This window comes from Streptomyces katrae, from assembly GCF_000717655.1.
Lineage (GTDB): Bacteria > Actinomycetota > Actinomycetes > Streptomycetales > Streptomycetaceae > Streptomyces > Streptomyces katrae_B.
The window spans coordinates 309,228-324,185 of record NZ_JNZY01000010.1; the positions used below are offsets into that span (position 1 = coordinate 309,228).

Below are 14,958 nucleotides of genomic sequence, written 5' to 3' on the forward strand. Positions count from 1 at the left end.
CTTCAATCCTTCCATGCCCTACCGTCGCCCCCCAGCCGTACAGGCCCGCCTCGACGCCCGGCGCGAGCGGGTGCTCGAGGCCGCCGTCCACCTGCTCTCCCGTGAGGGCTACGGCGGCTGCTCGGTCGCCGCCATCGCGGCCGAAGCCGGAATCTCCACCGGCAGCGTGTACCAGTCGTTCTCCGGCAAGTCCGAACTGGCCGCCGCGCTCTTCCGGACCCTGGTGGCCCGCGAGCTGGAGGCGGTGGCCGCCGCGACGGACCGCCCGGGCGGCGCGGCGCAGCGGGTGGCCGCCGCCGTCGAGACCTTCGCGTACCGCGCGCTGCAGGCACCGCGCCGGGCCTTCGCCCTGCTCGCGGAGCCCGCCGACCCCGCCGTCGACACCGAACGCCTCGTCTTCCGGCGGGCGTTCCGTGACGTGTACGCCGAACAGATCGCCGCGGGCGTGGCCTCCGGGGAACTCCCGCCGCAATCACCCGAGCTGACGGCCGCCGCGCTCGTCGGTGCGATCGCCGAGGCGCTCGTCGGCCCGCTGGCGGACGGGGACGCGGTCCCGGGGGACGTCATCCCCGGTCTGATCACCTTCACCCTGCGTGCCCTTGGAGGACACGATGCCGCAGACGCATGAGGTCACCAACCAGGTGCCCCCGCACCACGGTTACGATGCGGCCGCCGACCCGGCCCTGCTGGAGGCGGTCGCCCGCGAAGGCGCAGCATGGGCGATACCCGAGATCCACCGCCTCGGCGCCCTCGCCGGTTCCGAACAGGCCGCGGAGTGGGGCCGCGTGGTCAACGAGAACCCGCCGGTGCTGCGCACCCACGACCGCTACGGCCACCGCATCGACGAGGTGGAGTTCCACCCGTACTGGCACGAGCTGATGGGCACCGCCGTCTCCCACGGGCTGCACGCCGCGCCCTGGGCGGACGACCGGGCCGGAGCGCATGTCGCGCGAGCCGCGAAGTTCCTCGTCTGGGGCCAGGTCGAGGCGGGCCACTCCTGCCCGGTGTCCATGACGTACGCCGCCGTACCCGCGCTGCGCGCGACGCCGGAGCTCGCCGCGTGGCTGGAGCCGCTGCTCGCCTCCCGCACGTACGACTTCGGACTGCGCCGGCCGGACACCAAGCAGGGCCTGATCGCGGGCATGTCGATGACCGAGAAGCAGGGCGGCTCCGACGTACGCGCCAACACCACGACGGCGGCCCCGGTCCCGGACGGCACCTACCGGCTGACCGGCCACAAGTGGTTCACCTCCGCGCCCATGTCGGACGTCTTCCTGACGCTGGCTCAGGCCCCGGGCGGGCTGTCTTGCTTCCTGCTGCCGCGGGTGCTGCCGGACGGCAGCCGCAACCGGCTGCTGCTGCAGCGCCTCAAGGACAAGCTCGGCAACCGGTCCAACGCCTCCGCCGAGATCGAGTACGACGAGGCCTTCGGCTGGCTGGTGGGGGAGGAGGGGCGCGGCGTCGCGACCATCATCGAGATGGTCAACATGACCCGCCTCGACTGCGTGCTCGGCGGGGCGTCCGGCATGCGGCTAGGCGTCATCCGCGCCGTCCACCACGCCACCCACCGGCGGGCGTTCGGCAAGGCGCTCATCGACCAGCCCCTGATGCGCAACGTCCTCGCGGACCTCGCCCTGGAATCCGAGGCGGCGACGGCGGTCGCCCTGCGCCTCGCGGGCGCCACGGACCGCGTCGCCCAGGGCGGCCAGGACGAGGCGCTGCTGCGCCGGCTGGGGCTGGCCGTCACCAAGTACTGGGTCTGCAAGCGCGCCCCCGGACATGCCGCCGAAGCCCTCGAATGCCTGGGGGGCAACGGGTACATCGAGGACTCCGGCATGCCGCGGCTCTACCGGGAGGCCCCGCTGTCGTCGATCTGGGAGGGCTCCGGGAACGTCGCCGCCCTGGACTCGCTGCGGGCCATGGCCCGGCAGCCCGAGACCGTCGAGGCCTTCTTCGAGGAGGTCGGCCGGGCGGCGGGCGCCGACCGGCACCTGGACGCGGCGGTCGCCGGTCTCCGGAAGCAGCTGGCCGACCCCGCCGAAGCCGAGTACCGGGCCCGGCAGCTCACGGAGACGATGGCCTTGGCCTTCCAGGCGTCGCTGCTGCTGCGCCACGCCCCGGGCGCGGTGGCCGAGGCCTTCTGCGCCTCCCGCCTGGGCGGCGAACACGGCGGCGCGTACGGCACCCTCCCGACGGGCGTCGACACGGAGGCCATCCTGGCCCGGGCCAGGACCGCAGCCGCGGTGTGACGCGGTCGCGCCGACGCACGGGCTGCGGGCAGGCCCTGCCGATCGCGGCAGGCCCTGCCCTCTGCCGTTCGCGGCGGGGCCGGTCTCCGCTCAGGTGTGGCGGTGCCGGGTGTGCAGGGCGACGTACCCCGTGAGTCCGCCCAGTGCGACGCACAGCGGGGAGTACAGCAGCAGGTCCCAGTGTCGGAACTGGGGCGGCGCGGAGCCCAGCGCGAGCCCCGAAGCCGCCAGACCGCCGAGGCCGCGTGCCGCCAGTACTCCCGACACCGCCCACAGCCCGGCCCGTACCGGACGCGCCCGGCCGAACCGGCTCGCCGGCCGGGCGCCGGTCAGCACCAGCCCGGCGGCGGCGCCCAGCGCGCCCGCCACGGCGAGAGTCAGCGGCCCGGACGGCAGCTGGGCCTCCTCCACCCCGACCACCACGGCCGCGAATTCGGCCCGGGAGTCCAGTGGCCACGGGGAGAACACCCACACCGCGTGCAGGGCCCCCGCCGCGAGCAGCCCCGCGGCCGCGGCCACCGCCGCGGCGCGGACCCCGGCGCCCGCGTTCTCTGCACCGACCCGCCTGGTCTTGGTGCTCATTGCGCCACCCCTCTCGCCAGTTCCATACATCTCTGTACGGATGTTCCGTACAGTACTGTACGGAACATGGCCAAGGGGAGAGTCACCAAGGACGACTGGACGATGGCGGCGCTGCGCGCGCTGGCCCGGGGCGGGCTGTCCGCGGTGGCGGTGGACGTACTGGCCCGCGAACTCTCGGTCTCGCGCGGCAGTTTCTACTGGCACTTCGAGAACCGGGAGGCCCTGCTCGTGGCGGCCCTGGAGGCATGGGAACGGCACGCCACCGCGGAGGTCATCACGGCCGTCCGGGAGGAGGGCGACCCGTGGACCCGGGCGCGCATGCTGTTCGCCGTCGCGCTGGGTACCGAGGAGATCGCCGGGCTGGAGCCGGCCCTCGTCGCGCACACCGCGCACCCGGCGGTCGCCGAGGTCGTCGCCCGCGTCACCCGGACCCGGCTCGACTTCCTGGCCGAGATCTTCGGCGGGCTGGGCTTCGGGCCGCAGGAGTCCCGTCATCGCGCGCTGGCCGGGTACGCGGCCTACCTGGGCTGGCTGGAACTGCGCCGGACCGCAGCGGACACGGCCCCGGAGGCGCTGTCGGAATCCCCGGGCGCGGAGGCGGCGCTCGACCACCTCATCGGCATGATCCTGACCCCGCCGTCGGCACCGCTGGGCGCCCCCCGACACCCGTAGGGGTGTCGTCAAAGTCCCTCCCCCAGCTACCGCTGGGAGGTGCCCCTGGGCCGACGGGGTCCGGCACGTGCGCTCGCCGCGTTGTCTTCGGTCGGCGACGCGAGCGTCGCCTCCTCCGCCTGCCTTCGGCGGGGGGACTCCCGCCTCCGCCTTGCGATCACGCGCACCAGACCCCGTCGGCCCCGCCCTCACGGCGGACGACGCTACTTCGGCGACACCCCCCGGGCCGGGTCCCGCGGCGGCGCCGTGATGCGGCGGACGGCCTCGACCACCGCCGCTCGGTGCCGGGCCAGCCGCTCGGGTGCCCAGCCGGTGCCCGACCCGCCCGCAGCCGGCCCGCCCACCGCGCCGAACCAGGCCTGGGACAGGCCCATCACGAGCGTGAGGACATCGGCCGGGTCCAGCGCGGGGTCGACGCGCCCCGCCTGCTGCGCCTCCTCCACCACCGCGATCTTGCCGCGGTAGGAATCCGCCTCCGCATCCGCGGTGCCGGGCCGCTCCAGCTGCTTCCACACCACGAGCCGCATCAGGGACGGCTGCGCGACGAGGTGGTCGAAGACGGCCCCCGCGTACCCCGGCAGGTCGTCGGCGTTGAACGGGACGGACTCCGAACCCGTCTCCAGCGCCCGTCGGAGCACGGCGTCGAAGAGCTGCTCCTTGTTGCCGTAGTAGACGTAGATGAGGCGCTTGTTCGCCTGCGCGGCCTCGGCGATGCGGTCGACCCGCGCGCCGGCGATGCCGTACGCGGCGAATTCGGAGAAGGCCGCATCGAGCAGGCGTGCCTTGGTCGCGCTGGAATCCCGTGCCATGGGGCGAAGCCTAGCAAGTAACTATCTGGTTATTGACATGTGGCGCGAGCCGGGTGCATAGTCAAACTATCCAGTTAGTTACTTACCGAGGAGCACAGCACCATGGAGATTCGCGCACTGGGCGGTCAGGGCCTCGAGGTCGGCGCCGAAGGCCTCGGCCTCATGGGCATGAGCGCCCACTACGGAGCCACCGACGAGACCGAGTCCCTGGCCACCATCGACCGCGCGCTGGAGCTGGGCGTCACCCTGCTCGACACCGCCGAGGGCTACGGCCCCTTCCTGAACGAACAGCTCCTCGGCAAGGCGCTGGCCGGCCGCCGCGACGCCGCCGTGATCGCCACGAAGACGGGAGTCGAGTTCACCGACGACGGTGTGCTGCGCGGCCACAACGGGACCCCCGAGTACATCCGCAGGTCGGCCGACCGCTCCCTGCGCCACCTCGGTACGGACCACATCGACCTGTACTACCTGCACCGCGTCGACCCGAACGTCCCGATCGAGGAGAGCGTCGGGGCCATGGCCGAACTGGTCGCCGCCGGCAAGGTCCGCCACATCGGCCTGTGCGAGGCCGCGCCCGCCACCATCGCCCGCGCCCATGCCGTGCACCCGCTGGCCGCCGTACAGACCGAGTACAGCCTCTTCGAACGCGGCATCGAGTACGACGGTGTCCTCGACACCCTGCGCGATCTCGGCATCGGGCTCGTCGCGTACTCCCCGCTCGGCCGGGGCTTCCTGTCGGGAGCGATCACCACCCCGGACGATTTCGCGGCGGACGACTTCCGCCGTACGGACCCCCGCTTCCTGGGCGAGAACTTCGACCGCAACCTGGCCGTCGTCGACCAGGTCCGCCGCCTCGCCGCGGAAAAGGGAGTCACCCCCTCGCAGCTGGCCCTGGCCTGGACCCTGCGCCAGGGCGCAGTGCCGATCCCGGGCACGAAGCGCCGCCGCTACCTGGAGGAGAACATCGCCGCCACCGCGGTGACGATCACGGACGCGGACCTGGCCGCCATCGACGAAGTTGCCCCGCACGGGGTCGTCTCGGGCGACCGCTACGCCCCGGAGCTGATGAAGACCCTGAACGGCTGAGCGTGCCGGGCACGGAACGGCGCGGTGACGCGGTGATCACGGCCTCCGGCCCGTCCGCGCGGGCGGGCCGCGACGGCCGGAACGCAACCGCGCCGCACGGCAACCGGCGCGGCCGTGCCGTACGTCTGCTCCCTCGACGGCGCGAGGCCGCACGGCGACAGGGGGCTGGTCATGAGACGCGGGCACAGGCGCGGGGCGATGCTCGTCGGGGTCGCGATGGTTGCCGCACTGGGGGTTTCGGCGTGCTCGCCGGAGGAAGGGCCCGGGCCCGGCGGCGGTGCGGGGGCCGGCGCCGCATCGCCGTCCGCCCTGCCGTCCGGTGCGCCGCTGTCCACCGGCGTACCGACGGGCAGCCCCCGGCCGTCCGGTGCGCCGTCCGGCCCGCCGGCGGCGACGCCCGTGGTCCGCACCGGAGCCCCGTGGAACCTCGACCGCCTCGACCAGCGCAGCCGTCCGCTCGACGGGAAGTTCACCTCGCGCGCCGACGGCAGCGGCGTGCACGTCTACGTGATCGACACCGGGCTCGACGTCAAGCACGCGGAGTTCGGGGGCCGCGCCGCCCTCGGCGCCGATTTCGTCGGGGATCCGGACGCCGGTGACTGCTTCGACGGCGGCGGACTGGGCCACGGAACGTTCGTCGCGGGCATCATCGGCGGCACCACGTACGGCGTCGCCCCGAAGTCGAGCATCGTGCGCGTCCAGGGCATCGCCTGTGAGGAAGGCAGCGGCCCGCCCGCGAAGGACGTCTCCCCGGCCGCGGGCACGAGCACGGGCACGGGCACGGGCGCCGCGCCGCAGGACCCGGAGGACTCCGTCGCCAAGGCCGTGGAGTGGGTGACCGCCCATGCCCGGCGCCCGGCCGTGGTGAACATGTCCCTCAACCTGAAGAACCGCTCCGCAGGCGTCGACACCGCCGTCCAGCACATGATCGAGGCGGGGATCACCACGGTCGTCGCCGCCGGCAACTTCAACGATGACGCCTGCGGCCACTCCCCGGCCGGTGCGCACGGCGCGATCGTCGTGGCCGCCGCCACCGCCGACGACCGCCACTGGACCGACGGGGACGGCTTCGGCTCGGGGTACGGCCGCTGCGTGGACCTCTACGCCCCCGCCGAGAAGATCACCTCCGCGCTCGCGGGCGGCTCCACCGCCACCAGCGACGCCACCGCCACCTCGTGGGCCGCCCCGCACGTCACCGGCGTCGCCGCCCTCTACCTCTCCGCGCACCCCGCGGCGACGCCCGCCCAGGTCCGCACCTGGCTCACGGGGCAGGCCGTACGCGACGTCCTGACCGGCGTCCCGGCCGGGACCCCGAACCGGCTGCTCCACAGCGGTGGCCTCTGACGCCGGCCGGGCCCGCCCTCACCCGCGCGGGTCCACCGGTGTGAGGACCCCGAGCCGGTCCTCGACCGCCTGCGCGGCGTCCAGGCACAGGTCCTCGCGGAACGCGCGCCCGACGATCTGGACCCCGCACGGCAGCCCGCCGGCCACCCCAGTCGGTACGGCCACCGCCGGCACGCCCACGAAGCTGGTCACGCTGCACAGGCGCATGCCCGCCGCCACCCGGTCGCGGCCCGCCCTGTCCCGTGATTCCAGCCCCGGCTCGACCGGCGGCTCGGTGAACACGGGCCCGAGCAACAGCGGGTACTCGTCAAGGAATTCGGCCCACGAGCGGCGGATGCTCAGCCAAGTGCCCATCAGCTTCACCAGCTCGTCCGCGTTCGCGGGCGGCGTCTGCTCCATGGCCATCGCGATGTACCGGTCCCCGCCCGGGCCGAGCAGCGTGCGCACCACCGGCCAGCTCGGGGCGAACTCGGTCACGGTGATCCGGCCGTACGCCTCGAGCGCCTCGGCCATGCGCGGTACGTCCGCCACCTCGCGTACGTCGTACCCGGCGTCCCGCAGCGCGCCGGCCGAGGCCTCCACGGCTGCGCGCACCGCGGGGTGGACACCCTGCCCGCCGGGATCCGCCACCACGGCGACCTTCACCGGCCCGGGCAGCGGTTCCCCGTAGAGGGGCACCGGTACGGCCCGCGGGTCGCGCGGATCGGTCCCGGCCAGCACCTCGTACGCGAGGCGCAGGTCGCCCACCGACCGTGCCAGCGGCCCGTCGGTGACGAGCATCTGCGACGCCGGGCCGGGGTCGTCCGGGCCGATCACGCGGTGGTCCGCGGGGAACCGGCCCGTGGACGGCTTCAGCCCCGCCACGCCGCAGAACTGGGCCGGGATGCGCACCGATCCGCCCGAGTCGTTGCCCAGTCCGAGCGCCGCCATGCCCGTGGCGACGGCCACCGCGTCGCCCCCGCTGGTGCCGCCCGGGGTCCGGCTGCGGTCCCACGGGTTGACCGTGTCGCCGAACAGCTCGCTGCGGGTGTGCATCCCGGCCAGGATCAGGGTCGGTACGTTGGCGTGCCCGATCGGGATGGCGCCCGCCGCGCGCAGCCGTGCCACCGGGGGGGCGTCGGCCGGAGCCACCAGTTCGCGGAAGCGCTCCGAACCGAAGGTGGTCGGCACGCCTTCGACGGCAGTGGTCTCCTTCACCGTGAACGGCACCCCCGCGAGCGGCCCCAGCGCCGCACCTTCGGCCCGCAGCCGGTCGGTGTGCGCGGCGGCCGCGCGTGCGCGTTCCGCCAGGAGCTGAGTGACCGCGTTCACCTGCGGGTTGACCTCGGCGATGCGCGCCAGATGGCTTTCGACCAGCTCCACGGCCGACACGTCCGCGCGGCGCACCGCCTCCGCCTGCGCGGCGGCCGACATCTTCCACAAGGGATCCAGCATGGTGTGAACCCTCTCCCCTCCACGTTCCGATGCAGTTGCATCGGAACAATAACCCGGGAACCGATGCGACTGCATCGTATAAAGTCGCCCGTACGACGAAGCAGCGGGTGGGAGGAGACCGGGCAATGCCCAGGCAGGTGGACCACGAGGGCCGACGCCGCCTCATCGCCGAGGCCGTCTGCCGCCTCGCCGACGAGAGCGGACTCGAAGGCGTGACCCTGCGCGATGTCGCCGCGCGGGCGCAGGTGTCGATGGGCGCCGTGCAGCGGTGCTTCCGCACCAAGGACGAGATGCTCGTCTTCGCCCTCGGGTACGTCGGCGAGCGCATCGGTGAGCGCGTACGGGCCCGGCTCGCCAGGAGCCCGGCGCAGTCGGCCGGCACCGCCCTGGGCCACGCGGTCACCGAGATCTCACTGCTCCAGGAGGAGCACCGGGCCGAGGCCAGGGTCTGGCTGGCCTTCGTCGCGCAGGCAGCGGTCAGCGAACCGCTCGCCGGGACGCTGAAGGCGAACTACGCGGCCCTCCAGGAGTCGTTCGCGCAGCTCATCGCGGAAGCGGCGGAAGATGCCGGCCGCGCCGTGCCGATCGATCCGCCGCGAGAGGCCCGTACCCTCCTCGCCCTCGCGGACGGCCTCACCGCGCACGTCCTCATCGGCCACCTCACCCCGCACGAGGCGCAGGACGTCCTCCACGCGCACCTGGCCGGCCTCTGGACGCACTCCGGGTGACGGTCGTCCGGATGCGGGAAACCCTCCGGCGCGCCGCGGCAGTGGTACACCCATCGCGCTCTAATGTCGCCGCATGGCTGACATGTTCGATCACAATCCGCAGGTGTGGACCGCTGGCCGCCTCCGCGAGGTGCTCGCCGCGCTGCCCGACGAGACGCCGATCCACATCGGTGTCGCGGACGGCCCCGGGGACTTCGAGGGCTACGGGGAGTACGTCCTCGTGGACGCCGAGCCGGTGGAGGTGGACCCCGACGGGGAGGGCGACGGCGAGGCCGGCCACGGGGGCCAGCCGGGCCCCCGGGTCCAGTTCACGCTGTTCGCCGACGCCGCGGCCGGGGCCTACCACCTCGACCTGGACTGAGCTCCCCGAGGGCGCGGCCGGCCCGGTTCGGGTCGGCCGTGAGGAACGCGGAGATCAGGCGGTTCGTCTCCGCAGGAGCCGCCGTGGGCAGGGCGTAGTGGGTGAGGTGCGGGAGCGTCTCGATCCGGGCGTGCGGTACGGCCTCGAGGGCCCGGGCCGCGACCTTCTCCGGATCGTGCGCGCCGCTGCGGCCGGCGAGGAGCACCAGCAGCGGGGCGCTCAGCGCCGTGGCGTCCGGGCGGCGGCCGACGACCAGCTTGCGGTCCGCGAAATCCGAGGCCGCCAGCGCGAAGAGCCGCTTCCAGCCCGGGTCCGGGTCCGTGCCGGCCGTCTCGCGGTCGAGATGGCGGAGCGCGCGCGCCGCCGTCGGGCGCACCAGCACGGGCAGGGAGCGCAGCAGGAAACCGGGCCGGTGGCCGGCGAAGCACTGGGTCGGGTCGAGGAGCACCAGCCGGTCGACCCGCTGCGCCGCGTGCAGGGCGTACGTCAGGGCGATCCAGGCGCCGTACGAATGGCCCAGCAGGCTGACGAGCCGGGCGGCGGAGCCGCCGGGGCTGCGGAGGCCGTCGAGGAGCGCGTCCAGCCAGGCCATCAGGTCGGCGGTGGTGCGCAACGGGCGGCCCGCGCGCACGCTGCGGCCGGCGTCGCCGAGGATGTCGACGGCGAGCACCCGGTGGTGCGCGCCGAGCGCTGCGGCGTGGGCGAACCAGACGGCGCCGGTGGAGCCGCCGCCGTGCAGGAGGAGCAGCGGAGCGGCCTCGGCGGGCCCGTACGCGTGGACGCGGGTCGTTCCGTACGGGGTGGGAACGTCGATCTCGGCGGTGCCGGCCGGCCAGCGGGCGAGCAGCGCATCATAGGCGGCGAAGAACTGACGGGATGCGGACACGGTGGCCCCCTGGGCGTCGTCTCGTTGACCGATTATCTCGCTCGGCGAGATACTAGTCGAGTGAGCGATGACGACACCCCCGCCCTGCGGCTGGTCCATCTCCTGCGCGCCGTCACGGTGGAACTCCACCTCCGCGGCGGCGAGTTCGCCGGGCGCAACGGCCTTCACCCGACCGACCTGCGGGCCCTGATCCGGCTTCTCGACGCCGAACGGTCGGGTGAGACCGTCACGCCGGGGCGGCTCGGCGAAGCCCTGAAGCTCAACTCGGCGGGCACCACGGCCCTGCTCGACCGGCTCGAACGGCTGGGCCTGGTCCGCCGCAGTCGCGACGACCGCGACCGGCGCCGGGTGCTGTTGGCGGTGGAGCCGAAGGCGGTCGAGCTCGGCTGGTCGTTCTTCGGCCCGATCATCGGCGGCCTGGTCGATGCGGCCGAGGACTTCACTCCTGCCGAACTGGACGTCGTCCAGCGCTACTTGACCGCCGCCTTGCATGCTGCCGCGCCCGCCGGCGCGGAACAGGGGCCCGCCGACGGGTGAAGAGGCCCGGTGCAGGGAACACCCGGTTGCCGGGGGTCGTGGGCGCTGATCATGCTCGAATCTCCGGGCACCGGCCGGTCGCAGGTACCGGAGGACACCGCGGGGGCGAGGCCGCGGCCGCCCACCCCGGCGAAGGCGCCTTCGACCCGACGCCACCCGTACGGCGCCCGCAGGGCTCGAGGCTCCCGTGCTCCTCCTCGCGGGCGCGCTCGACGTGTCGCTTCCCCAGCCCGCCGCGGTCGAGTACGCCGGGCTGCTCCCGCAGGCCCGGCTCGTCGTCCAGCCCGGATCCGGCCACGCCCCGCGGCTCGACGACCCCGAGCGGTTACTGGCGGCCACCACGGCATTCCTCGCCACCACGCCGGCCCGGAACCCGGCGTAGCCTGGTCTGACCGCCGTATCCGCCTGTGACCAGGGAGGCGGCGCATGACCGACCCGTACGGCTTCCTCCGGACCCCCCGGAACCCCGTCCCCTCGCGCCCCGCCGACCAGCGGCTCGGCGACTGGCGCGAGGTGCACGCCGGGCAGACGCTGCTGCCGCTGGTGTCCGAGCAGGCGAACCGCTGCATGGACTGCGGCGTTCCCTTCTGCCACGGCGGCTGCCCGCTGGGCAACCTCATCCCCGAGTGGAACGCGTACGCCGCGCACGGCGACTGGCGGACCGCGTCCGAGCGGCTGCACGCCACCAACAACTTCCCCGAGTTCACCGGACGGCTCTGCCCTGCCCCCTGCGAGGACGCCTGCGTACTGGCGATCAACGCCGACCCGGTGACCATCAAGAACGTCGAGCAGACCATCGCCGACCAGGCCTGGGAACTCGGGTACACCCCGCCGGCGCCGCCCGGCCGGCTCAGCGGGCAGACCGTCGCCGTCATCGGCTCCGGTCCGGCCGGGCTCGCCACCGCCCAGCAGCTGACCCGGGCCGGGCACACCGTCGTCGTCTACGAACGGGACGACCGCATCGGGGGTCTGCTCCGCTACGGCATCCCCGCGTTCAAGATGGAGAAGGCGCACCTGGACCGCCGGATCGCACAGATGCAGGCCGAGGGCACGGTCTTCCGTACGGACGCCGACATCGGCGGGCGGACGTCGGCGGCCGAAATACGACGGCGCCATGACGCGGTCGTCGTCGCCGTCGGGGCCGCGGAGCGCCGGGAACTGGCCGCACCGGGCCGCGGACTGCACGGCATCCACCAGGCCATGGACTACCTGATCTGCGCCAACCGGGTCGGCGAGGGCGACCTGGCGGCGCCCGGGATCACGGCCGAGGGCAGGCACGTGGTGATCGTCGGCGGCGGGGACACCGGCTCGGACTGCCTGGGCACCGCGCTGCGGCAGGGAGCCCTGTCGGTGGTCCAGCTCGACATCCGCCCCGAGCCCGGCCCGGAGCGGCCCGGCGCCGAGCCCTGGCCGCTGGTGCACCCGCAGGTGTACCGGATCTCCCATGCCCACGAGGAGGCGCGCGGGCGCCACGGCACCGACCCCCGGGTCTTCTCCAGCGCGACCATGCACTTCGAGGGCGATGCGGAGGGCCGGGTACGGGCCCTGCACCTGACCGCCGTCGAGCCCGCCGGGAGGACGCCGATGCCGGGCACCGAGCGGGTGCTGGAGGCCGGGCTGGTCCTGCTGGCGCTCGGCTTCTCGGGCCCCGAGCGGGCCTGCGGACTCGCCGAGCAGCTCGGGCTCACCCGGGACGACCGGGGCAACTTCGCCCGGGACGCGGACTTCGCGGCCCTCGGCGAGCCGGCGTCGGCCCCCTCGGGCGGATCCGCGCCGGGCGGAGCCCCGCCGGGCGCAGCGGCCCCGCACGTCAGGACGCCGGCCTGGGCCGAGGCGCCGGCCCCGGGCGTGCCGCCCGCGTGGGGCAAGCCCGCGGAGCGGCCCTCCCGCGGCCGCCCCGACGGGGTCTTCGTGGCGGGCGACGCCGGGCGCGGCCAGTCCCTGGTGGTGTGGGCCATCGCGGAGGGCCGGGCGGCAGCCGCCGCCGTGGACCGCTACCTCACCGGCTCGACCGCCCTGCCCGCCCCCGTCGGCGCCCACGACCGGCCCCTGTCGGCATGACCGGCCCGGCCACCCCGCTGCCCCTGCCGCGGCTCCGGCCGGCCCCGCGGGGCTGCACAATCATGGGGTGACTGCTGAAGATCGTTTCTTGTGGCTGGAAGACGTCGAGGGCGAGGCCGCGCTGGCCTGGGTGGGGGAGCGGAACGCCGAGACCGCCGCCGCGCTCACCGGCGACCCGCGCTTCGAGCCGCTGCGCGCCGAGCTGCGCGAGGCCCTCGACGACGCCGACCGCATCCCGTACACCGTCCGCCGCGCCGCGCACCTCTACAACTTCTGGCAGGACGCGGACCGCCCGAAGGGCGTGTGGCGGCGTACGACGCTGGAGCAGTACCGCAAGGACGACCCGGCCTGGGAGGTGCTCCTCGACATCGACGCCCTCGCCGCGCAGGAGGGCGAGGAGTGGGTGTGGGCCGGCGCCCGGGTGCGGTACCCCGACTACCGGCGGGCGCTGGTCCAGCTGTCCCGGGACGGCTCGGATGCTGTCGTGGTCCGCGAGTTCGACCTCGAGGACCGGGCCTTCGTCGACGGCGGCTTCGAGGTCGCGGAGGCGAAGACCCGGATCGGGTGGATCGACGAGGACACCGTCTTCCTCGGCACCGACTTCGGACCCGGCTCGCTGACCGCCTCCGGCTATCCCCGTACGGTCCGGCGCTGGCGCAGGGGCACCGCCCCGGCGGACGCCGAGCTCGTCTTCGAGGCCGAGGCCGACGACGTGTCCGCCTCCGGCTGGCACGACGCGACCCCCGGCTACGAGCGCGACTTCGTCTCCCGCTCCACCGACTTCTTCCACGACGAGCTCCACCTCCTCGCCGACGGCGACCGGCTCGTCAGGATCGACGTGCCGGACGACGCCGGGAAGTACGCGTACCGGCAGTGGCTGATCGTCACGCCGAAGACCCCGTGGCTCGGGCACCCGGCCGGCTCGCTCCTCGCCTTCGACTTCGACGCGTTCCTCGCCGGGGACCGCACCGCGCACGTGCTGTTCGCACCGGACGAACGCACCGCACTGGCCGGGCACAGCTGGACCCGCCATCACCTGATCCTCGAGACGCTCGCCGACGTCGCGACCCGCATCGAGGTCCTCACCCCCGGCCCGGACGGCTGGAGCCGCCGGCCGCTGGCGGACGTGCCGGTGCTGTCCTCGGCGACCGTCACCGACACCGACCCGGACGTCAGCGACGAGTACTTCCTCAACATCGACGGCTTCCTGCAGCCCTCCACCCTCACGTACGGGCACATCGGCGCCGACTCCGAGCCGCTCAAGCAGGCCCCCACCCGCTTCGAGGCCCGCGGTCTGTCGGTCCGGCAGTTCTTCGCGACCTCCGCCGACGGCACGCAGGTCCCGTACTTCGTCGTCGGCCCGGCCGGCCAGGAGCGCCCGGGGCCCGCGCTCCTCTACGGGTACGGCGGCTTCCGGGACCAGCAGACGCCGTACTACAGCCCGCTCACGGGCCGCGCCTGGCTCGCCCGCGGCGGTACGTACGCGGTCGCCAACATCCGCGGCGGCTCCGAATACGGCCCCTCCTGGCACCGGGCCGCCCTCGGCGCGAACCGGGTCCGGGCCTTCGAGGACTTCGCCGCCGTCGCCGCCGACCTCACCGCCCGGGGCATCACCACCCCCGACCGGCTCGGCATCACCGGAGCCAGCAACGGCGGCCTGCTCATGGGCGCCATGCTCGTCCGCCACCCGGAGCTGTTCGGCGCGGTCGTCGCCAAGGTGCCCCTGCTGGACATGCTCCGCTACCACCGGCTGCTCGCCGGGGCGTCCTGGGTCGCCGAGTACGGGGATCCCGACAGCGAAGCCGACCGGCCCCACCTCGAAGCCCTCTCCCCCTACCACAACCTGTCCGCGGACCGGCCGTACCCGCCCCTGCTCCTGATGACCTCCACCCGCGACGACCGCGTCCACCCCGGCCACGCCCGCAAGACGGCCGCCCGCCTGCGGGAACTGGGCCACCGGGTGCTGTTCCACGAGAACACCGGCGGGGGCCACGGCGGAGCCAGCGACAACGAGCAGGCCGCGGCCAACCATGCGCTCGCGTACACCTTCCTGTGGCAGCACCTGGGAGCGGAAACGACGTGACGTGCTGCAACGCTGCGAGGCCCGGGCGCGGGAAACACCGTTGCCCGGGCGCGGGTCGGATCACACACGCGCGCGGTAGGCGCGAGGGGCGCGGTGGAACTCGTCCCGCTGGTGGTCTTCGGCCCG

Annotated in this window: 15 protein-coding genes; 11 read left to right on the top strand and 4 right to left on the bottom strand. The window is 74.3% G+C overall.

Annotated elements, in window-relative coordinates:
• Positions 1-13 precede the first annotated feature (13 nt).
• Together IF09_RS0115090 and IF09_RS0115095 are read left to right on the top strand one after the other, a co-directional pair.
• Positions 14-628 (top strand): TetR/AcrR family transcriptional regulator, encoded by a 615-nt coding sequence (locus IF09_RS0115090; protein WP_030295836.1) that lies wholly within the window; start codon positions 14-16, stop codon positions 626-628.
• The gene (locus IF09_RS0115095) at positions 612-2,249 is read left to right on the top strand and encodes an isovaleryl-CoA dehydrogenase (RefSeq protein ID WP_030295838.1); all 1,638 of its coding nucleotides are present in this window, start codon (positions 612-614) and stop codon (positions 2,247-2,249) included. The genes IF09_RS0115090 and IF09_RS0115095 overlap by 17 nt, the downstream gene beginning before the upstream one ends.
• A 90-nt stretch (positions 2,250-2,339) precedes the next feature.
• Here IF09_RS0115095 and IF09_RS0115100 read toward each other — a convergent pair whose 3' ends face one another.
• Complete coding sequence (locus tag IF09_RS0115100; RefSeq protein WP_051832468.1) at positions 2,340-2,831, bottom strand: DUF3995 domain-containing protein; 492 nt, start codon at positions 2,829-2,831, stop codon at positions 2,340-2,342.
• 66 nt (positions 2,832-2,897) lie between these two features.
• Here IF09_RS0115100 and IF09_RS0115105 point away from each other — a divergent pair, with 66 nt between their 5' ends.
• Entirely contained in the window at positions 2,898-3,503 is a 606-nt protein-coding gene (locus IF09_RS0115105) for a TetR/AcrR family transcriptional regulator (protein ID WP_051832469.1), read from the top strand.
• Positions 3,504-3,706: 203 nt separating this feature from the next.
• On the opposite strand, the gene IF09_RS0115110 is transcribed toward IF09_RS0115105, so the two are convergent.
• Positions 3,707-4,312 carry a TetR family transcriptional regulator gene (locus IF09_RS0115110; RefSeq protein ID WP_030295843.1) on the bottom strand — a complete coding sequence of 202 codons (606 nt, stop codon included), beginning with the start codon at positions 4,310-4,312 and terminating at the stop codon, positions 3,707-3,709.
• A 102-nt stretch (positions 4,313-4,414) separates the two neighbouring features.
• Between IF09_RS0115110 and IF09_RS0115115 the strand changes: the two genes are divergently transcribed.
• Both IF09_RS0115115 and IF09_RS0115120 read left to right on the top strand, forming a co-directional pair.
• Positions 4,415-5,398, top strand: coding sequence for an aldo/keto reductase (locus tag IF09_RS0115115; protein WP_030295846.1), 984 nt, complete (start codon positions 4,415-4,417; stop codon positions 5,396-5,398).
• Positions 5,399-5,569: 171 nt separating this feature from the next.
• The gene (locus tag IF09_RS0115120) at positions 5,570-6,742 is read left to right on the top strand and encodes a S8 family peptidase (protein ID WP_030295847.1); all 1,173 of its coding nucleotides are present in this window, start codon (positions 5,570-5,572) and stop codon (positions 6,740-6,742) included.
• Positions 6,743-6,760: 18 nt separating this feature from the next.
• Here IF09_RS0115120 and IF09_RS0115125 read toward each other — a convergent pair whose 3' ends face one another.
• On the bottom strand, positions 6,761-8,176 hold the full coding sequence (locus IF09_RS0115125; RefSeq protein WP_030295849.1) for an amidase: 1,416 nt from the start codon (positions 8,174-8,176) through the stop codon (positions 6,761-6,763).
• Positions 8,177-8,301: 125 nt separating this feature from the next.
• Here IF09_RS0115125 and IF09_RS0115130 point away from each other — a divergent pair, with 125 nt between their 5' ends.
• Positions 8,302-8,904 (top strand): TetR/AcrR family transcriptional regulator, encoded by a 603-nt coding sequence (locus IF09_RS0115130; RefSeq protein WP_030295851.1) that lies wholly within the window; start codon positions 8,302-8,304, stop codon positions 8,902-8,904.
• 73 nt (positions 8,905-8,977) lie between these two features.
• Entirely contained in the window at positions 8,978-9,265 is a 288-nt protein-coding gene (locus tag IF09_RS0115135; RefSeq protein ID WP_030295853.1) for a DUF6225 family protein, read from the top strand.
• Here IF09_RS0115135 and IF09_RS0115140 read toward each other — a convergent pair.
• Positions 9,213-10,151 (bottom strand): alpha/beta fold hydrolase, encoded by a 939-nt coding sequence (locus tag IF09_RS0115140; RefSeq protein WP_234320998.1) that lies wholly within the window; start codon positions 10,149-10,151, stop codon positions 9,213-9,215. The genes IF09_RS0115135 and IF09_RS0115140 overlap by 53 nt on opposite strands.
• Positions 10,152-10,211: 60 nt before the next feature.
• Between IF09_RS0115140 and IF09_RS0115145 the strand changes: the two genes are divergently transcribed.
• From IF09_RS0115145 to IF09_RS0115160, 4 genes are all read left to right on the top strand, one after another.
• Positions 10,212-10,688 carry a MarR family winged helix-turn-helix transcriptional regulator gene (locus IF09_RS0115145; RefSeq protein ID WP_030295857.1) on the top strand — a complete coding sequence of 159 codons (477 nt, stop codon included), beginning with the start codon at positions 10,212-10,214 and terminating at the stop codon, positions 10,686-10,688.
• Positions 10,689-10,875: 187 nt separating this feature from the next.
• On the top strand, positions 10,876-11,070 hold the full coding sequence (locus IF09_RS46350) for an alpha/beta fold hydrolase (RefSeq protein WP_030295859.1): 195 nt from the start codon (positions 10,876-10,878) through the stop codon (positions 11,068-11,070).
• A gap of 44 nt (positions 11,071-11,114) precedes the next feature.
• The gene (locus IF09_RS0115155; protein WP_030295860.1) at positions 11,115-12,749 is read left to right on the top strand and encodes a glutamate synthase subunit beta; all 1,635 of its coding nucleotides are present in this window, start codon (positions 11,115-11,117) and stop codon (positions 12,747-12,749) included.
• Positions 12,750-12,816: 67 nt separating this feature from the next.
• A complete protein-coding gene (locus tag IF09_RS0115160; protein ID WP_030295862.1) occupies positions 12,817-14,832 on the top strand; it encodes a prolyl oligopeptidase family serine peptidase in 2,016 nt (671 codons plus the stop codon).
• Positions 14,833-14,958 lie beyond the last annotated feature (126 nt).